Below are 20,291 nucleotides of genomic sequence, written 5' to 3'. Positions count from 1 at the left end.
ACGGAACCCGAGCATCCACACGGTTGAGGTTTGGCACTCATGAAAACGGGTCTTGGTGTTCAACCATGCAGGGAGAGTGTCGTTATACGTGTTCAAGCACATTTTGATTATCTGTGTGGGAAATATCTGCCGAAGTCCGTCGGCGGAATTTCTGTTCCGCGACAAGCTTCGGCATCGCAATATCCAGATCCGCAGTGCGGGTCTGAAAGCCATGGTGGGCTATCCGATGGATGACAACGCCATGCGGGTCTTGCAAGAACATGGCATTGACGCTGCTGCACATCGCGCGAGACAGCTCGATGCCGCCATGTTGCGTGAGGCCGATCTGGTGCTTGCGATGGAGCGTGACCATCTGTCCGCCGCGTCGCGGTTGGCGCCGGAGGCCAGCGGCAAATTTTTTCTGCTCGACAAATGGGGTGGCGCGACCGACATCCCTGATCCATATCGCCGGTCGCCACAAGTGTTCGAACACGTCCACGCCATGATCGAGCGTGGTGTCGAGAGTTGGCTGAGCTATTTATGAATAGAACGTCCGCGTTTCTTATCCGGCATCCCCTTGTCAGACATTCCCTTGTTAGGAGTGGCCCATGACCACCAAACAGACCTTTGCAACACGTGACGAAGACATCGATCTGCGGGCGTTGCTGGGCACGCTGTCCGACAACAAGTGGCTGATCGCCGCAGTCACCGTGGTGTTTCTGCTGATCAGCGTGCTCTATGCGATGCTGGCGACGCCGACCTATCAGGCCAGTGCCTCCGTGCAAGTCGAACAGAAAGCACCGACCTTGCCGGGCATGAGCGATCTATCCGAGACGCTTGGCATTTCCACCTCGCAGGCGGTGACGGAAATTCAACTGCTTACTTCGCGCAAGGTGATCGGGCAGGCGGTCGAGGACCTCAAGCTGGATATCGAGGCTAGTCCGAAGCGTTTCCCGATTTTCGGTTCGTACCTTGCGCGGAAGTTCATCGCCGACCATCCCGGCGAACTGGCTTCGCCGGTATTTGGATTGAGCCGTTACGACTGGGGCGGCTCGCAACTGAATATTCAACAGCTCGATGTGCCGGCCAGCCTGCTGGATGAAAAGCTGCTGCTGATCGTCGGTAGCGAAGGCGCTTACACGCTGCAGGACTCAGACGGCAACGTGCTGGTCAACGGTCATGTCGGGCAGACGGTCAGTACCAACAATGTCACCATGCAGGTGCAGACCCTGCGGGCCAATCCGGGAACGCGCTTCCGTGTCGTGCGGCGCTCGCACATGGACACGGTTGCCCAGCTTCAGAAAGCCGTCGAAGCAAATGAAGAGGGCAAGGATTCGGGCATCATCCAGGTCACGTACAACAACGCCGACCCGATGCTGGCCACCAATCTGCTCGACCAGGTCACCACGCTTTACGTACGCCAGAACGTCGACCGCAGCGCTGCCGAGGCGGCAAACAGTCTGCAGTTCGTACGCGAAGAGCTCCCGAAAGTGAAACAAGAGCTGGAACGCGCCAGCCAGGCATTGAACGCGTTCCAGCTCAAGGAGCATTCGGTTGACCTCAATATGCAGACGCAGTCGCTGCTCAACCAGAACGTGTCCATCGACACGTCGTTGGATCAGTTGCGCATGCAGATGGCCGAAGTGCAGCGGCACTACACGCCTGAGCACCCTGAATACCGCGCGGTGGAAAAGCAGATCAACGAGCTGGAAGGCGAGAAGAGCGCGCTGGAACACAAGGTCGGCATGCTGCCCAATACGCAGCAGGAATTGCTGAAGCTCAATCGCGATGTGCAAGTGAGCAGCCAGACTTATACCAATCTGCTCAATCAGGCTCAGCAACTGGATATCGCACGCGCCGGCACCGTGGGCAACGTGCGCGTTATCGATCAGCCGGCAGTGAATCTGGCCAAGCCGTGGTGGCCGCGGCCGCTGTGGGTGATCCCCGGCGGTTTGGTGCTTGGCCTTATCGTGGCGCTGGCATACATCTTCATCCGTCAGCTGCTTGCCCGTGGCGTGGAAGACCCGGTGGAGATCGAACGGCTCGGCTTGCCGGTGTATGTGTCCATTCCCTTGAGCGACACGCAGCACAAGGTTTTCACGCGCCAGCAGCATCACCGCGCCAGTGGCAGGCATGTATTGGCTTTGAGCGCGCCGGCTGATCTGGCCACCGAAGCGTTGCGTGGCCTGCGTACCAGCCTGCATTTCGCGCGGCTGGAAGCGAAGAACAATGTGCTGATGATTTCAAGCCCAAGCCCGGGTGCTGGCAAGAGCTTCGTCGCGTCCAATCTGGCCGTGGTGATGGCACAAGCCGGGCAGCGCGTGCTGTTGATCGACGCGGATATGCGCAAGGGTCTTCTGCATCGCATGATCGGCGGGCGACCGGATAACGGCTTGTCCGAGTTGATTGCAGGGCAAGCGCAGATCAGCGATGTGATTCGCCCGGTCGAAGGTGTCGGCCAGTTGATGTTCATTCCGCGCGGCAAGATTCCGCCCAATCCATCGGAATTGCTGATGCACGCCAATTTCAACACGCTGCTCGATACGTTGCGGCCGCGCTATGACCTGATCATCGTTGATACGCCGCCTGTGCTGGCGGTGACCGATGCGGCGGTGATCGGACACCATGCCGGTACCAGTCTGCTGGTGGTGCGCTTTGGGGTTAACCAGGTACGCGAAATTGCCTTGACCAAGCAGCGCCTTGAGCAGAACGGTGTGATGATCAAGGGCGCCATCTTCAATCTGGTGGAGAAGCGCGCGGCCGGTTACTACGCCTATGCTTATTACGCGTACCCGTCGGCAAAGGTATAAGGGTTTCCATGCGCTCTCTCTTCAGGATTTGTACGCATCAAGAGAGTTTCCAGCAGGCCCAGCCGCTCATCCCAGCCCTCTCCTCGATGAGGAGAGGGTTGACGCGTGGCCTCTCCCTTGAGGGGAGAGAAGATGGAGTTGCCGCACCGTGAACTCCTCAGCCTCCGACATCCCATTCTTGAACCGACTGCCGCGGGAATGGCGCCGCGCGCTTGGCGCCATCTCCTTGCTGTGGATCGCCACCGGGCTGGGCGCTGGCCTGGCCTTCGCCACGCAGGCGTTAATGGCGCGCGAATTGGGGCCGTCTGAATACGGTCTGTTCGCCTCGTCGCTGGCCACCATCACCATCGCTGCGCCACTGGCCGGCTTCGGCCTGCCGCAATATTGGCTGCAGGCATACGGTGTAGAAGGGTGGCTGGCCAATCGTTGGTTGGGACCTTCGCTGCGTTTCATCTCTGCCAGCACCGTGATGACTTTGCTGTTGGTGGTGCTGTGGTCGTTCATCGGCGCGCCATCGGATGCACGGCCGATGCTGCTGCTGATGTTGCCGGTGGTGTTGGGCTTGCTGGCCGTCAATCTGATCAGCAGTCAACTTCGATTGGAGGAGCGCCATGCTTTGTTGGCCTGGTGGCAGTTGATCACGCCGGGTGGCCGCGCACTGGTGGCAGCTTTGCTGTGGCTGATGCCCGGTCTGGACGGACGCGTGGCGGCGGTGGGATTCAGCGCCACCTCCTTGCTCATGGCCATGCTCGCGTGGCCGAGATTGCGGGAGATGATGCGCGGTGGCATCCAGCTGCATGGCCACGGTCCACCGCCGGAGCAACAGGTTGTTGCCGACGCTCCCATACCCAGTGTGGCGAGGCTGTTGTCGCAGTCCTGGGCCTATGGCCTGGAGACATCGCTGTATCCGATCTTCTTTTCGATCAGCACGGTGCTGCTGAAATACCTGGTCGGCAACGTGCAGGCAGGCATCTTCGGTATTGCGCTGGGCGTGATGATGGCGATCTATCTGATCCCCAGCACGCTCTATCAGAAATTCCTGCTATCCAAACTGCACCGGTGGGCAGTGCATGATCGCGACAAATTCTGGAAGGTCTATCGCCACGGCAGCGTCGCCATGCTCGCATCCGGTGTGCTGGTGGGGGCGGTGCTGGCCGTCGCGGCGCCATGGCTGGTGCCGATTGTTTTCGGCGAGAAATATCAGCCGGTGGTGCACGTGTTGATGATACTGGCGGTGTGCGTGCCGGTGCGTTTTCTTACCACGGGCTTGACTTCGGCGTTGCTCAACGAGGTTCACATGCGTTACCGCGTGCTGGCAATGGGTTTGAGCGCCGTCGTCGTGATCGCCGCCAACGCGATGTTGATTCCCCGGTATCACGCGACGGGTGCCGCTATTGCTGTCGTGCTCGGCGAAATATCGCTGATGATGGCGATGTACGTGGGAGTGCGGCGGTTTCATCCGCATGGCGCGGCAGGTTGATGAAAGCCGAACGACGCTTGTCTAAGCGCGCGTTTTGACCATGCCTGCCATGCTGCACCCCTCCCCTGCAAGACAGGGGAGGGGTGAGTGCAACGAGTGCTCAAGGCATCCTTAGCCCACGAAAGCTATTAGATCGGCCCCATCGATGGCGGCCGCACTTCCGTGATGGTGTTGTTGTACTGCGTAATGGCTGATGCCCCGCTGGAGATCGTGATGTCACGCGCTGCCCAGCCGAGCGTGTACGGCGATAATCCACGTGCAATGAACCAGGCGGCGCCGTTGTAGGTGATGGTGTTGCTGTACATCTGTACGTTGTTGGTGCCCCAATCGAGATCCACGCCGAACAGATAGTTCAGATTGAGCTGGTTGTTCGTGACGGTGAAATTGGTCGGGCCGAGCGCATAGATGCCGTAGCCCTGGTTGTTATCGGCGGTGTTGTTGTTGATGACCAGGCCGTACACATTGGTGTGCACCTCCACGCCATTGCCTATGTTGTTCGACATCACCGTGTTTTCCAGGCGCAGCTGCGTGGCGGTGCCGAGTGTCTGCGGCTCGATATCGACGCCTGCCTGAGGAGCCTCACCGTTGGAGCCGGTGAAACTGCTGTTCACCACGTACACTTGATTGGCCGCCGTAATGGTCAGGCCCTGGCGGCGGCTGTTGGTGATGGTGACGCGGTTCAATGTGACGCCGGTCGGCGGCGTGAACGTTCTGTAGCCGAAGGTGGTGCCCACCAATACGCCATCACCCCAGCTATCGGCAACGGTGATGTCGTGGACATAGACCGAGTTTGATTCCTGGATGCTGATGCCATAGCCCTCGCCATTGGAGCCCAGATGCTGGTTGCGCTCACCGAGGATGTGGCCGCCGAGGATTTCGACGTTGTTGGCATTCCATACCTTCACGACCGAAGCAAAGCTGGCGTTGTTAGGAATAGCCTTGAGGTATGCCGCACCGTACAAAGACAGGCGCGTGTTCGAACGCAGGTTGATGCCCTTGGTGGCGTCAATGAGATAAGTGCCGTCCGGCACGACGATCGTGCCGCCACTGGAGGGCAGGGCATTGATGGCGGCCTGAAAGGCGGCGGTGTCGTCGATCGCACCATTACCGTTGGCGCCGAAATTGATGACGTTGACCACAGCGGGTCCAACGCTGATGCTCGGTGTCTGATTCCACCAGTTGGCGGCGGATGCGGGAAGTGCGGCTGCCAGCAGCGACAACGATGTCGCGATGCCGATGATGCGTTTGTAGCGACGTGCAGAGAGAGAAGGATGGGAAGTGAATGAACCCTTGCGCGGGATGAGTTTTTCCTGTGTGTTGTTAAGAAAGCCTCTATTTTTCAACACGAAAACAGCCTCGTCTTTGCCAAAAGTCCGCGTAAGATCGATCATTCACGTACGACATGCAAATGTGAAAAGCTGCATTCGTTCACAGTATGGGTCATGGTCTTCTGCTTGACACATACATCAACGCGCGGTGTTGACATCACGATTGCTACTGCACGAGCCGTTATGTTCGCTTTGACGCGAGCAACAGAGGTCATGGAGACGTTTCATCATGACGCGCCATGACAACGTGTGCCATGACGTCGCGTGATCATGCGAATAGAAAGTGTTTGGTGCCTAGAGTGGTATGAAATGCCAGCATTTTTTGAGCTTTTTGATGCTGATATTTCATCTCGGCCCTGTGCGGCCGTCATGCCTGTTTCCGCTGAAATGGCGGCCATGATTGTTGTGCGGCTACCGATTCGTCATCCGAGCTTCCGCTTGGGATAACGCGTATTTAGCATTTCAATAGGCGAAATCTTTGCGTGATTTCATGATGCCGAGTGTTGCGAAACATTCATGATTGTGAGTGCGAGCGGCTTGCGAGAAAAATGCATGCGTGCAGGAGTGTTTGAATAGATCACGGTCTATCCCTGAGGTATCGCCACGCTTTTTGCCGTCGTTCCGGTAGGAAAATCGAAGTTCACGACAATGCTATTTCAGAGCGGATCGTCATTCCGGTGAAGGCCCACTGCTGTCCGGGGAAATTTTGCGAAAAAAGTAACGAGCACTTGAGGGACAACACGTTTGCATGATTCGCACAGCAAGCGACTTAAAAAGCTTGCTCAACGCGATATCCACGAGTGAACCGGAAACGGCCCCCTCCCCTGCGTGCAGGGGAGGGTTGGGGTGGGGTAAGGCGAGCGAAGCTCGCTCCCGCTACGCGGGAATGAGCGTGAGACATCAGCGGAACTTCTGGCGAGGTTGCTTCACCCCACCCCAACCCTCCCCTACTACACGTAGGGGAGGGGGCGATCCGGCAAGCTAAAAGTTTCCCGGACAGTAGTGGGCCTTCGCCGGAATGACGACTCGTTTCGAAATGGAATCGAAGTAACAACGGATTTCGATGAAATGGCGGGCAAAAAACGCGGGGAAATCTCAGGGTCTATCCCACTTATCAGGCCTGTCGCCAAACTCATCATCCGGATCGCTAGTACGCGTGTACGTGTTGCCTCTCAGCCTTACGTTGGTGGTGCTTCTTACAACGACCAGGTCTGGCTCGGTCGATTTTTCAGGGTCCACATCCCAGTTCATGGTTCCCATGCCGCTCTTGGTATCGGTGACGATGTCCTGCCCCGTTATCCACTCTCTGTCCCCATCGTAATCACCGTCCTGGTAGAGGAAGCCATTGTTGACGAAAGTGTTGTTGGCAAGCAGCAGGCAATCAGTCTCGCCGGTGAAAAGGGCGCCCACCAAGCCATTGCGGCTGACGGTGTTATTGGTGAAGGAGAGGCCCGTGAGCTCTTTCTCTTCCATGTCTTCTTCTTCATGGGTGATGATGCCGTAGCCGAAGTTGTCGCTGAACAGGCAATTGTCGATCGAAACACCGATCACGTTGCCATGAATCTCCATGCCGCAGCCGCGATTGCGCATGAAGATGCAATGGCTGATGGAAACATTTCGCAATAAGCCTTGGCGCTGCGGCTCCAGATCGATGCCTGCCATCGGCCTGGTGCCCTCGGTGGCGGTGGGGCCGGTAAAGCTGAAGGTGGAATTCATGATCGTCACGTTGTCCGCGGGTCCCACGGACAGGCCCTGGCGGCGGTTGTAGCTGCAGTGCACACGGTTGATCAACACGTTGGTCGATGGCCTGACATCGTCGAGTGGGCCACCCGTGCCATCGTCCCAGCCTGCATGGGCGCCGATCCAGATGCCGTCACCCCAGAAATCAGACACGTGCATGTCGCTGACAATGACATTGTGCGCATTCAGCATTTCGATGCCGAAGCCCTGCTCGTCGCCGCCTATCGGTGTGTTGCTTTCTGTGACGTGCAGGCGCCGTTCGCCCACCAGGCGGCCGCCGACGATGCGCACGTTGGAAATGTTCCATACCTTGATCACACGATATTTCGGCACCTTGTTGGGAATCGCCGCCAGCGTCGCGGCAGGATCCATCATCAGCAGCATGTTGGAATGCAGGACGATCGACTTGGTGGCGTCGATCCGATAGTCGCCTCTTGGCACGATGACGCTGCCGCCCGTTTCCGGAACCTCATCCACGGCGGCTTGGAATGCATCGGTATCGTCCGTCCTGCCGTCGCCCTTGGCACCCATGTCACGCACGTTGACGACGGGAGCAAGGATGCCGCCTCGTACATCGCTACCGAGGTCGGAGATCGGAATAGGGTTGAGCTGAGAATGACTGATCATGACACGCGCTCCTTCCTGAAGATGTATTCGGTGTATGGCCAGCCCATGGGTCGGCATGGGCATCGGTGTGACTCAACAACCACGGCAAAACAACGGCGAGTAGATAAAATTTCGAGGCGAAGTATTTGTTCTCCATCAGCTTGCGGTGTTTGCCCAGCCATCGTGACGCACCGGGCAGCAAGGCCTTCACCTCATCGGCATAGGCGTAGACCTGATCGAACCGCTGCCTGGCCAGTCCACACAGATCGAAGCGGAAGCTGCCCTTGGCTTTCAGATACGGCAGCTGTTCGAAGCACTCGGCAATGTACTGGCGCATCAGCACTTTGCTCACCCCGCCCGGGCCGATAAGCCGATCGTCCGGCACTTGGCGGAAGACCCAATCGCGAAACTGCGGATCGGCGTAGGGATATGCCAATCGCAGCGACATCGCACGCGCCGCATACATGCCTTTGCCGAGATGGGACGATTCCCCGATCACCAGGGCGAGCCGGCGCTGCGCTTCGGGCGTCGTGGCTTCGGCGAGATCGGCATGGAACAGCTGCATGCGCTGTCGGGACGATGCGGCGATGTTGCTGCCGAACAGGGCGTCGACTTCGGCATCGCTGAAGCGTGAACCAGGGAAGTAGCGCTCGAAGCGATCCATCTGCAGCGTGGATAGGGCCACGCAAAGCGGGAAGCTGTGGCTGACCGGGGTCGATGTGAACAAACTTTGCGGCAAGCGCAGGTCGCGTGCCAGCAGCTTCATGACATGGTCCTGGCGGCGCAATGGCACGCCGAAATACTGGTCGGCGCACTGCGCGTCGATCATGCCGTCGCCATGATGACGAGCCACTTCGGTGGCTAGGTCGGCATAGGAAAGGGCAGCAAAATCCGCGGAAAGCAGCGGCATGCGAGGCAGCATCGCCAGATAGCGGTCGTAGGCGCGGCCGGGATCACACTCCAGCACTTCATGTCGAAGGCCAAGGTGCTGCGCCACGAAGCGTGCCGAGGCGACTTCGTCTTCCTCTTTGCCGCCGAGGTAGGTGAGGCAGGTCGTATCGGGGCGTGCGTCCGCCAGCGCGATCGCCATGGAGGTGGAATCCTTCCCGCCGCTTTGCAGCAGCCAGGGCGCACGCATGTTGAGCGTGGCGCGCTTGATCGCCTGGCACAGCAGGCGATGGTAGCTGTCGATCAGCGCATCATCTTCCACGTCGTCCGCAAGGGGGCGCGATTCCGCCCTCACGGTATGGAACGCATAGTGAAAATGCGGACTGCCATACATGTCCTGCTCCGGATCGAAGCCGGTCGCGGCAATCTTCACATCCGCATAAATGGTGTGGGGCGGATAGACAAAGGCATTGCGCAAAATATCGGCGACCGATACCGGGTCGATTGCGGCGATGTTTCGCTCGTGCTTAGCCAATGGACCGAAATCGACTTCTCCCAGATTCGGAGAGGTATTGAGCTGGATTTTTCTTGGTGCAACGGGACGTGCGGCAGCAGCGTGCGTACCGCGATATTCCTTGCTAGGGGTATTCATACATGATCCTGGTCGGCAGTGTAGCGATGAAGCGCCTCGACACGATTCATCCCTTGCGCAGCCGGGCAGGGTGGCGACGGATGAGCCGATACCGTGGCAATTCCTTGGCAACCGTCATGGCTGACATCCGCCGTACGGACGTCAGTACGTGCCTGCAAAAAACCTTCAACCCCAACAACCACGTGGCCAGATGGCGGACTCATGCAGCACGCGATCGTGGCCGAAACATGTTAGTAAGGGAAACGTGTTTGCAGTGCCATGGAATAGTGCAGATAGTGTAGAGATGGCAGGAAAATCATCACGGTACCAGCCGTGCTTCTTCCACAGGGCTGCCATCAGGGCGAAGCAATTCGGCATAGACATCGAGTGTCTGTTGGATCACAAAACGCTCGTCGAACTTCTTCAATGCCTGTTCGCGTGCGCGGTCGCCAAGCTCTGAAAGCCATTCACGATCGTCGTCCAGTTGTGCAATGCACGCCGCAAGATCTTCAGCGTTGCGCGGTTCGACCCATAAACCATCCACGCCATGTTGCGTCACCACTTCGCGGCAGCCAGGCCGATTGGTGGTGATCAGCGCCAAGCCGGTGGCGGCGCCTTCGATCAATGATTTGGGCACCCCTTCACGGTAATAGCTGGGCAAGGCCAGCACGTGCACGCTGCCGAGCAATGCAGGCATATCGTGGACGTGCCCCAGGCAGTTCACCAGGCCGGCCTCCGTCCACCGCCGCAGTTCGGCGCGGGAGATCGAATGCGGATTGCCAGGATCTGGCGAACCAGCCAGTAGAAATTCGATATTGCGTTCCTGCTGGCGAAGTATCGCAGCCGCCTCGATGAATTCACGCACGCCCTTTTCCTCCAGCAAGCGTGCTGCAAGCAGTACTCGCAGGCGTTCATGGCGATGGGTGGTGCGATTGGAGGGATGAAAGCGGAAGGTATTGACACCCGAGCCGAGGATGACGCGGATTTTTTCCGGTGATATCAGGCCGGCCTTTGAAAATGCCATTGCATCGTCATGGTTCTGCAGTATCAGCAATGAACGTTCACCGTTCAAAGTGAGCCGCAGAAGGCCCTTGACGAGAGGGCGCAGCATGCGCGCCTTGAGTGCATCGCTGGTGAAGACGTAACCCATGCCGGATACCGCGCTGATCACACCCGGAACACGTGCAATGCGGGCGGCGATGGAACCATAAATCGCGCATTTCAACGTGAAACCGTGCACGATGTCGGGACGCTCCCGCCGGAACACGCCGACCAGGCGGGACAGGGTGGCCACTTCGCGCAATGGATTGAGGCTGGCGCGGTCCATGTTCAAAGGGATCCAGCGGCATCCGTGTTCAACGAGGCGCTTGCCGAATTTCCCCGACGGGGAAAGCATGACGACTTCGTGCCCGTCGGCGAGCAGACGCAAGGCGGTGGCGAGCCGGAAGTTGTAGAGATACCAGGTAGTGTTCGCGAAAAAGATAAATTTCATTGGATGGCGTCTGTTATGGATATTGTTTTCACCTTCCTGGCCGTATACCGCTTTAAAACGCGGTCAATAGCGCGCTTGGCTATGCCAAAGCCAGGCGCTTCTCACAATGTCGTCGATATTCGTGATGGCTGGCCTCCAGCCCAGTTGCACTCGAGCTTTGACGTTGGATGCCACAAGCACCGGCGGATCGCCCGCGCGGCGAGATGCGCGCTCGAAGCTGATATCCATGCCCGTGACACGTCTGGCAGCTTCAATGATCTCCAGCACGGTGAACCCGCTGCTGCTCCCCAGGTTGAAGCAATGCGCACCGTCATGCTGGTCCAGGAAGCGGATGGCGCGCAGGTGGGCTTCGGCCAAATCATTCACGTGGATGTAATCGCGCACGCAAGTACCGTCTTTCGTCGGATAATCGTCACCAAAAATCTTCAGCGCCGAGCCTTTTCCCAAGGCTGAGCGCAAGATGTTGGGAATCAAATGTGTCTCCGGGTGATGCGATTCGCCGATTTCACCGGATGGATCGGCGCCGGCGGCATTGAAGTAGCGCAGCGACACCGAACGTAAGCCGTACGCGGGTGCAGCGTCAGCCAATATGCGTTCCACCATCCATTTGCTGGCTCCGTAGGGATTGATCGGGCGAGCGGCATGTTCTTCATCAATAAGCGGGGCGAGCGGGTGGCCGAAGACAGCGGCCGTGGACGAGAAAACCAGCTTGGTGACATCGGCTTCGTGCATCGCTTCCAATAGGCACAGCGTTCCGAAAACGTTGTTCTGGTAGTACTCATACGGTTTGTTCATCGATTCGCCAACCAGCGAATGCGCGCAAAGATGGATCGCCGCATCGAAGCAATGTTGGTCAAAGACCGTGCGCAGCGTTTCAGAATCGCGAATGTCGCCGACAATCAGCGGTACGTCGGCAACCGCTTCGCGGTGCCCGGTCGACAAGTTGTCGTACACGACGGGTTCGTGATGATGGGCAAGCAAGCATCGCACCATGTGCGAACCGATGTAGCCAGCCCCGCCGCAAACGAGAACCTTCATCCGTTGATTCCTAGGTTGAAGCCAGAAAAAACGCCGCCCCGGATGCCTGCAGCGACGATGTGATTAACTGATCAACAGCATGTCCAGGTGACGCGAAATTCCGCTTCGTTCCCCGTTGCGCAGGGTAGTAAGCCAGAAGACAGCATTCATTAGGCCCGCCAGCTTGTCGTGTGGACGTAAACGATGCGTGCGCAAACAGCGCTTTTTTCGTCACGTGTGTATACGAAGCGTCTTGCGATGCCTGAGAAGCGAGCGTTGCGATGAACGCGCGCTTACGTTCGCGGCCATCATTCCCGCTTGGTTGCGAGCTATGGCTACGTTCGACTTTGAGCGTGGCGTTTGCCGCGAAGCCGGATGAGTGTTGGAGTGCAAACTCCGCCCTTACACGCACGTATACACTCCCGTGCCGGGGTTTATGCCCCAACAGTCAGCGCGCCGGGGTGACAGGCCCGGCGATGGAAAACGCATAAACGACCGGGTTGGTCATGCCGGTCGTTTATGTACCGCAAATATCGACATCACGACGTGCTGCGCGACGCCGAAGCGTCCGCATACGGGGCCGTCAGTTCTCCGTACACGTCGATGGTTTTTTGAATCACCGCGCGTTCGTCGAATTCCCTCAGTACTTTCTGCCGTGCACGCACGCTGAGTTGTTCGAGCAGTCCGCGGTCGCCATCCAACCGTGCGATGCACTTGGCCAGGGACAGCGCACTCTGCGCTTCCGCGTGCAAACCATCCACGCCGTCCTTGCTCACCACTTCGCGGCAGCCCGGCCGATCGGTGGTGATCAGTGCCAGCCCGCTTGCAGCGCCTTCGAGCAACGATTTCGGTACGCCCTCGCGGTAATAGCTCGGCAGCACCATCACATGCACGGTATTGAGCAAGCCGGGCATATCGTCGACGTGGCCCAGCCAGCGGATAAGGCCTTGATCGACCCATTGGCGAACCTGCTCTTGTGGTACGGAGTGCGGATTGCCAGGATCCGGCGAGCCGGCGAGCAGGCATTCCACATCGTGCCCCCACTGGCGCAATAGCGCCGCGGCGTCGGCAAACTCCTGGATACCTTTTTCCCACAGCAAGCGGGCTGCAAGCAGCACGCGCAGGCGGCCATCGCGGTGGAGCGGGGGTACGGCGGGCTGGAAAACCATGGTGTCGACCCCGGTGCCGCGAATGAGTCGAATCCGGTCCGGCAATATCAGGTCGGCATCGGTAAACGCCATGACATCGTCCGGATTTTGCAGAATGAGAAGCGAGCGATGATCGTTCAAGGTCATGCGCATCAGCGTCTTCACCAGCGGGCGCAACATGCGAGCTTTGAGTGCATCGCTGGTAAAGACATAGCCCATGCCAGCCACGGCATTGACGACAGCCGGAACGCGCGCAATGCGTGCGGTCAACGCGCCATAGACGACGCACTTCATCGTGTAGTTGTGCAGCAGGTCCGGCTGCTCTTTCCTCAGTATGGCGACCAGTCGGCTGAGTGTCGCCGCTTCACGCAGCGGGTTGAGGCTGGCGCGGTCCATCGACAGCTGTATCCAGCGGAATCCATGCGCAGCGAAACGGTCGCCGAACGGGCCGGGCGGAGAGAGCATGACGACCTCATGTCCGTCCTTGCGCAACCGCACCGCGGTGGAAACGCAGAAGTTATAGAGATACCAGTCGGTGTTGGCGAAGAAGATGAGTTTCATGGAGTGCATCCGTGATTAGTTCATTACGTGAGATGGTCATGGATGAAATAGGGCAAGGCCAGCTGTTCGCGGCGAAGCAAGCTGCAACGTGCGGGGGATATCGAATGCTGGAATGCCTTGCTATGCATGACGTGCGGGATGGCGGCATGGATCACGACGATGCTTCGTTGCTCTGCGCAAGCATCACGTCATCGCGACGACGCCTGAGGGTGATCGCCCAGCGGCGCAAGTAGCGCAGCAGGCCCACCGCATCGGCAAGCCGCCAAAGCCACCAGTTGAGCAGCCCCTGCTGGTGCAGTTCCCTGCGTACTTCCACGACCGCCTTGTTCATGGCGATCAGACTTCTGCTGAGTCCGCCTGCGCCATACGGTGCCTTGTGGTACGAAGCCAGTACCTGATTGAGTCGTATGCAGCGATGGCCGGACAGCAGGATCTGCGCCCACAAAAGAAGATCTTCCGCGAGCCGGCGTGTTTCGTCGAAGCGGAAGGGCAGGTCGCGGCGCAAGATGATCGAGGCCGTGGGAAATTGAGTACGCAACAGAAACAGGCGATAGGCAGTTACCTGCGTCGCCGACACGGGATAATTCAGCGGTGGCGGTGGCATGGTACGCGTCTGCTCATTCATGTCATGAGCGATCAGCACGGCCTGCGTATCCTCGGCCAATGCTTCCATCTGCAGTTTGAGTTTCTGCGGATGCCAGCTGTCGTCTGCATCCAGAAAGGCTACCCACGGTTGAACGGCATGCTGCCAACCGCGATTGCGCGCTGCCGATGGCCCACTGTTGCGCGGCATGGCCATCACTTTCACCCAACCGGGCGGATAGATGCCGGCGACGCGATGCAATTCTTCCAGCGTGCCATCGCCGCTGCCATCTTCCACCAGCAGCACCTCGGCGGGACGTACCGTCTGTGCAGCGACCGACGCTACGGCGTGTCCGATGGTGTGCACACAGCGGTAACACGGTATCACCACGCTCACCGGCGCTATGTCGCCCACCTGGACGGCATGGTTTTCGCGGCGACCGTCGGCAGTGGTTGCCGATGATGCCGAGGGTTGCGCATGGCTTGTTCGATGCATTGTCAACGGTGCTCCTGATGGCGTTGTCCGCGACCGGCTCGTCGATGCTGCATGGGTGCTGCTAGTGTGTTAAGCAGGCCTTGTTGTCCAGCATCAGGACGTTGTGACTTTCAAAAGAGTCTCGCGTATCGGTTGCACGCTTGACTCCGACGGTCAGCAAGATGTGAAACAAGAGTGCGTGTTGCGATGTGCATGGATCGTGCAGGTTTCGTTGTGCCGGCGCATGCGCATCGTGACGGGTTTATTGCGAATACGTATTGCCGGAAGTGGTGATTTCGCGGGTGGTTGTATCCACCTGCATTTGCCGGCTTTGCATGAAACTGCTGGACCTGGCGAGTGCGGAATTTTGCTGCAACGGATAGCGCGTGCTGTTGTTGCCCAACGTATTGTTGGTGGCCTGAACCTGGTTGCTGCGGCCTAAGATGGCGAGCCCAACCAGGCCGTTGTCGGTCATCGTGTTGTTGACGACGGTGACTTGTGTGGCGCCGTCCACGGTCAGCAAACCATAGCCGTTGTTGCCCGTGAAACTGGAGTTCTTCACCGTGACGTGGCTGACGTAGTCATGAATCTCCATGCCGGTGCCGTGGTTGCCGGTGACGGTGCAGTGATCGATGGTGATGTTGCTTGCAGGACCTTGCTCTTGAGGTTCGATGTCGATGCCTGCTTCCGGCTTGGTGCCATGGCTGTTGCTGAAGGTGGAGTTGGTGATGGTGACGCCGTCAACAGGACCGATGGAAAGTCCCTGACGCCGATTGCCGGTGGATACGATGTTGTCGACGACCACATCGGTCGAGGGTTTGGCGTGGCCATTGGGGCCGAGAGCGCCGATCCACATGCCATCGCCCCAGCAACCGGAGAGGTGCATGTTGGAGACACGAACGTGATGGGAGGACTCGATATTGATGCCATATCCCCATTCGCCGCCTATGCCCGTATGCCCCTCCCGTTCCCCGACGATACGTCCGCCGGTGATGGTCACATTGCTGACGTTCCACACCTTGATGACGTGCGAGCGCGGTGAGCTGTTGGCGATGGCAGTGAGCGTGGCATCCGGGGCCATCTGGAACACCATGTTGGAACGCAGGTTTATCGCGCGCATCGCATCGATCACATAGTTGCCTGATGGCACGGTGACGGTGCCACCGCTGGATGGCAGGTTGTCGATGGCTGACTGGAAGGCGGCGGTATCGTCGTGGACGCCATCGCCCTTGGCGCCTTTGTCGCGAACACTGATCACGGTGCTGCCGGTGTTCTGCTGTGTCTTGGCGTAGCCGAAAGGACTCCATGCGTACAGCGCGATAAGAGGCAATGCCAGCAGCGAAATGCGTAGGGGGCCGCGGCGTAGAGTACTGGTGCGTGGGAGAGCGATGTTATGCATCATGATGTCAGCGTTGTCTCGGTAGACACTTCACGGCCCCGGTTGGGCGTGTGAAGAGGCATCCGGCTGAGCAGCCACGGCAGCGTGACGGCGAGCAGATAGAACTTGGAAGCGAAATACTTGTTGTCGAGCCGATGCCGATGGGTTTCCAGCCAGCGCGGTACGCCGGGCAAGATCGCGCGCGTCTGCTGCGCGAAGGCGTAGACCTGGTTGAAGCGTTGTCTCGCCAGTCCGCGCAGATCGAAGCGAAACGAGCCCTTGGTCCTCACGTACGGCAGTTCGTTGAAGTGCTCGGCGATGTGCCGGCGTATCAGCACCTTGTTCACGCCGCCCGCGCCAACCACCTGATCGTCGGGTACCTGATGGAGAATCCAGTCGCGCAGCGGCGCATTGCAGTACGGATAGACCACCCGCAGTGACATCGCCTTGGCTACGTACATACCCTTGCCCATGGCGGGTGATTCGAGGATGGTGAAAGCAATGATGCGTTCGACGTCGGCCGAATCGGCGGCCGCGATCTCGGCGCGAAACGTTTCCATCCGCTGCCGGGATTTGGCCGAAATATTCCAGCCGTACAAGGCATCCACCTCCGCGTCGCTGAAGCGCGAGCCGGGAAAATAGCGCTCGAACTTGTTCATCTGCAGCGTGGCAAGCGCAAAGCAGAGTTTGAAGTTGTTCTTGATCAGAGGGAGGTGGAACACGCTGGAGGGAAGCCGCAGGCTGCGCGAAAGCATCGCCAGCATGTGGTCCTTGCTGTGCAGCGGTGAGCCGAAATAGTGATCCGAGCCCAGGGCATCGACCATGCCGTCACCGCCGTGCTGCTGTACCTCGGTCGCCAGGTCGGCATACGACAGGGTGGCGAAATCGGCAGTCAGCAGGGGCATGCGCGGCAGCATGGCCAGATAGCGATCGTAGGCACGGCCGGGATCGCACATCAGCACTTCATGCCGCAAGCCCAGTTTCTTGGCGATGGAACGTGCCGATTCCACTTCGTTTTCTTCCGTGCCGCCGAGATACGTAAGGCAGGTGGTATCGGGACGCGTTTCGGCGATGGCGATGGCCATCGAGGTGGAATCCTTGCCGCCGCTTTGCAGCAGCCACGGCGCGCGCATGTCGGAGAGGGAGCGTTTCACCGCATCGCATAGCAAGCGGTGATACGTTTGCGTCAGCGATGCACTATATGCGTCATTGGATGGCGCGTGCAACTTGGTGCGTGTGGAGCCGAATGGAAAATGGAAACTCGGATGATCGTGCAGGTCTTTCGATGGATCGAATCCTGAAAAGGCGACTTTCACATTCCGGTAGATAGAGTGGGGCGGGTACACGAAGCTGTTTCGCAACAGATCGGCGATCGACACCAGATCCAGCGATGCGTTGCCGTGTTCAAGCTCGTCAAGAGGTGAGAAATCCACCGCGCTCTGATAGGGCGAGGCATTGACCTGGATTCGCGCGCGGCTCGAAGCATGCGGCCGCTTTTGCGAAGTGATGCTGGAAGTCATGAGGTCACCGGAAACGTGATGTGCAGACGGATGTTTGCCCGGAACCCGCCAGCGTCCCAAGTGGCTTTGCCCAAAGGCTTGGCATGTTGCTGCCTCATGGCGCAAAGGCCTCTGCGCCATGGGGTGTATCGACGGCGGATGCGCGCCGCGTGCGGCTCTGCAGCCACGGCAGAAGCATGGCGAGCAGATAGAACTTGGATGCGAAGAACTTGTTGTCCAGGCGATCGCGATGGGTTTCCAGCCAACGCGGCACGCCGGGCAGAAGCGCCTGCATCTGCTGTGCGACATCGTAGATCTGTTCGAAGCGTTGCTGCGCCAGGCCGCGCAGATCGAAGCGGAAACAGCCTTTGGCCTTGACGTACGGCAAGTTGTGGAAATAGCGGTCGATGTACTGGCGCATCAGCACCTTGTTCACACCGCCCGGACCGATCAGCAGTTCATCGGGAACGTCCTTGAAAACCCAGTCGCGGAACTGCGGATCGGCATACGGATAAGCGAGCCGCAGCGACTTCGCCGTGGCCGAATACATGCCCTTTGCCAGGTGGGCGGATTCGCCGATGACCAGCGAAAGACGGCGCACGGCTTCGGCGGAACCCGCGGCATCGAGATCAGGCTGGAAGACTTCCACCCGCTGGCGAGACAGTGACGCAAGCGGCTGGCCCAGCAAGGCATCGACTTCCGTATCGCTGAAGCGCGAACCAGGGAAATAGCGTTCGAACTCATTCATCTCCAACGTGGCGAGGGCGACGCAGAGTTTGAAGTTTCGGCTGACCAGGCGCGACTGGAACACTTGCTGCGGTACGTGCAGGCTGCGGGCAAGCAGGGCAAGTATGCGGTCTTGTCGATGCAGCGGGACGCCAAAGTATTGGTCCGATCCCAAAGCGTCGATCATCCCGTCTCCCTGTTGGAGACTGATTTCGGTAGCCAGGTCCACGTACGACAAGGTTGCGAAATCCGCCGTGAGCAGAGGCATGCGCGGCAGCATGGCCAGGTAGCGATCGTAGGCGCGGCCCGGATCGCATACGAGGGCTTCATGGCGCAAACCCAGCTTGCGTGCGACGAAACGCGCCGAGGCCACCTCGTTCTCCTCCTTGCCACCCAGATACGTGATGCAGGTGGTGTCCGGGCGCACATCGGCCACCGCAATCGCCATCGAGGTGGAGTCCTTGCCGCCGCTTTGCAGCAGCCACGGCGCACGCATGCCTGCCGTAGTGCGCGTGACGGCATCGCATAGCAGGCTGTGGTAAGTCTCCAGCAACTTATCGCCATGAACCGCATCGACCGGTGGGCGCGCCGCTGCCAAAACGGGTTGGAAAAGGTAGTGGAAGCGCGGATTGTCGAACATGTCGTGTGACGGATCGAAACCGGTCGCGGCGATTTTTACGTCTTTATAGATGGTGTGCGGCTCGTACACGAAGCCATTGCGGAGAATGTCGGCGATCGACACCAGATCGATCGATGCAAGATCCCGGGCGTGGCCGGCAAGTGGCGAGAAGTCCCATACGGCATCGTTGGGCGACGTGTTGATCTGGATACCGCGGCCCATCGTGGGAGGTATGTCCGGATATTTTCGCAGCGATGCATTCATACGAGTACCTGATTGGATACGTAGTAATAGAAAACGGCGCAGGACACGATCAGTCCGACGCGTAGCAGAATAGGATTGCGAAGCATCGATAGACGGCTATGAAAGAAGATGGCGGCGACCATCAGTGATATCGCCATATAGGCAGAAAGCAGAAAGCGGTTGGAGAAATTGCCCCAGCCAATCAAGAAGAAGGGGAGCAGCATGACCAGATAGACGGCCGTGCTGTCCTTGATGCGCGTGCTGAAAGGCTTGCGCACCAGGCCTGACACCACGAACGGGAGTGCGTACCAGAAGATCGAAAACGCGGCGAAATCGAGGCGTACGCCCGATTTGTATTTGGCGCCAAGGCTGTAATCCATGACGGCATCGTAGATAAAGGGAGCGGCCGCGCGCACCACGATCATGGTGAGGCCGGTGCAGTACGCAATGAAGCCAAGCACGGCTGCGATCCGCAGGTACTTGAGGTTGATAAGCAGCAACGGTGCAAAAGCCAGATAAAGCAGCGACGAATAGTGGAAGCTGGTGGCGATGGCGCCATAAATAAAGAAGGCGCGCCATTGGCGCTGATGAAAACACAACAGGGCGGCGAACACCGGCAGCGACGCCAGGCCTTGTCGGACGGCATTGATGGAGGCATTCACGAACATCGGCGACAGGAACAGGAACATCAAGCCTGCGCAGAGATAAGTCATATAGCCGTGCGAGCCGCCCAGGTAGTCGAAATAGCGGCGTGATGCCAGCACCACCATCAGCAGCAGCAGGCCGAACAGCACACATTGATATACCTGCAAGCTCACGCCGAGCGCGCTTACCAGGTACGTGACCAGTTCAAAGCCAGGCTCGAAGCGCGTAACCGCCGAAGCGCTGCTGCCCAATTCGTGGAAGACCATCGCATAAACATAGGTGTCGGTGCCGACATCAATGCCGCGGATCCCCACCAGTACATCGGCAAATAGAAACACGGGTACCAGCAGCATCAAGGTCAACATCAGCCGCGCATTGGTGGAGATGTTGGATGAGCGGGAGTATCCGACGTAGGGTGCTGTAGAGGTTGTCATGGTTTTCAAT

Annotated in this window: 14 protein-coding genes; 3 read left to right on the top strand and 11 right to left on the bottom strand. The window is 58.7% G+C overall.

What is annotated here, in order from left to right:
- Positions 1 to 88: 88 nt before the first annotated feature.
- From IEX75_RS17595 to IEX75_RS17585, 3 genes are all read left to right on the top strand, one after another.
- A complete protein-coding gene (locus IEX75_RS17595) occupies positions 89 to 523 on the top strand; it encodes a low molecular weight protein-tyrosine-phosphatase (protein ID WP_188796163.1) in 435 nt (144 codons plus the stop codon).
- A 64-nt stretch (positions 524 to 587) separates the two neighbouring features.
- Positions 588 to 2,789, top strand: coding sequence for a polysaccharide biosynthesis tyrosine autokinase (locus tag IEX75_RS17590; RefSeq protein ID WP_188796160.1), 2,202 nt, complete (start codon positions 588 to 590; stop codon positions 2,787 to 2,789).
- A gap of 148 nt (positions 2,790 to 2,937) precedes the next feature.
- Positions 2,938 to 4,269: an oligosaccharide flippase family protein gene (locus IEX75_RS17585; protein WP_188796158.1), complete on the top strand. Its 1,332-nt coding sequence runs from the start codon at positions 2,938 to 2,940 to the stop codon at positions 4,267 to 4,269.
- A 128-nt stretch (positions 4,270 to 4,397) separates the two neighbouring features.
- Here the strand turns inward: IEX75_RS17585 and IEX75_RS17580 are convergent, their stop codons facing one another.
- The 11 genes from IEX75_RS17580 to IEX75_RS17530 all read right to left on the bottom strand — a co-directional run bounded on the left by IEX75_RS17580 (position 4,398) and on the right by IEX75_RS17530 (position 20,281).
- A complete protein-coding gene (locus IEX75_RS17580) occupies positions 4,398 to 5,615 on the bottom strand; it encodes a right-handed parallel beta-helix repeat-containing protein (protein WP_188796157.1) in 1,218 nt (405 codons plus the stop codon).
- Positions 5,616 to 6,692: 1,077 nt separating this feature from the next.
- Positions 6,693 to 7,964 carry a right-handed parallel beta-helix repeat-containing protein gene (locus IEX75_RS17575; RefSeq protein ID WP_188796155.1) on the bottom strand — a complete coding sequence of 424 codons (1,272 nt, stop codon included), beginning with the start codon at positions 7,962 to 7,964 and terminating at the stop codon, positions 6,693 to 6,695.
- Positions 7,915 to 9,483, bottom strand: a complete 1,569-nt coding sequence (locus IEX75_RS17570; protein ID WP_188796153.1) for an asparagine synthase-related protein — start codon at positions 9,481 to 9,483, stop codon at positions 7,915 to 7,917. Before IEX75_RS17570 ends, IEX75_RS17575 begins: the two co-directional genes overlap by 50 nt.
- Positions 9,484 to 9,781: 298 nt before the next feature.
- Positions 9,782 to 10,954 carry a glycosyltransferase family 4 protein gene (locus tag IEX75_RS17565; RefSeq protein WP_188796152.1) on the bottom strand — a complete coding sequence of 391 codons (1,173 nt, stop codon included), beginning with the start codon at positions 10,952 to 10,954 and terminating at the stop codon, positions 9,782 to 9,784.
- Between the two features lie 63 nt (positions 10,955 to 11,017).
- Positions 11,018 to 11,992, bottom strand: a complete 975-nt coding sequence (galE, locus tag IEX75_RS17560; protein ID WP_188796150.1) for a UDP-glucose 4-epimerase GalE — start codon at positions 11,990 to 11,992, stop codon at positions 11,018 to 11,020.
- 518 nt (positions 11,993 to 12,510) lie between these two features.
- Positions 12,511 to 13,680: a glycosyltransferase family 4 protein gene (locus tag IEX75_RS17555; RefSeq protein WP_188796148.1), complete on the bottom strand. Its 1,170-nt coding sequence runs from the start codon at positions 13,678 to 13,680 to the stop codon at positions 12,511 to 12,513.
- A gap of 151 nt (positions 13,681 to 13,831) precedes the next feature.
- A complete protein-coding gene (locus IEX75_RS17550) occupies positions 13,832 to 14,758 on the bottom strand; it encodes a glycosyltransferase family 2 protein (protein WP_188796146.1) in 927 nt (308 codons plus the stop codon).
- 241 nt (positions 14,759 to 14,999) lie between these two features.
- Positions 15,000 to 16,139 (bottom strand): right-handed parallel beta-helix repeat-containing protein, encoded by a 1,140-nt coding sequence (locus IEX75_RS17545; RefSeq protein WP_188796144.1) that lies wholly within the window; start codon positions 16,137 to 16,139, stop codon positions 15,000 to 15,002.
- Positions 16,136 to 17,635, bottom strand: coding sequence for an asparagine synthase-related protein (locus IEX75_RS17540; protein WP_188796143.1), 1,500 nt, complete (start codon positions 17,633 to 17,635; stop codon positions 16,136 to 16,138). The genes IEX75_RS17545 and IEX75_RS17540 overlap by 4 nt, the downstream gene beginning before the upstream one ends.
- Positions 17,636 to 17,729: 94 nt before the next feature.
- Positions 17,730 to 19,223 (bottom strand): asparagine synthase-related protein, encoded by a 1,494-nt coding sequence (locus IEX75_RS17535; protein WP_188796141.1) that lies wholly within the window; start codon positions 19,221 to 19,223, stop codon positions 17,730 to 17,732.
- A complete protein-coding gene (locus tag IEX75_RS17530) occupies positions 19,220 to 20,281 on the bottom strand; it encodes an EpsG family protein (RefSeq protein ID WP_188796140.1) in 1,062 nt (353 codons plus the stop codon). The genes IEX75_RS17535 and IEX75_RS17530 overlap by 4 nt, the downstream gene beginning before the upstream one ends.
- Between the last annotated feature and the right edge of the window lie 10 nt (positions 20,282 to 20,291).

Source organism: Dyella nitratireducens, assembly GCF_014642835.1.
GTDB lineage: Bacteria > Pseudomonadota > Gammaproteobacteria > Xanthomonadales > Rhodanobacteraceae > Dyella_B > Dyella_B nitratireducens.
Note: the sequence above shows the minus strand (reverse complement) of the source record. Positions and strands in the feature narration are given on the sequence as shown.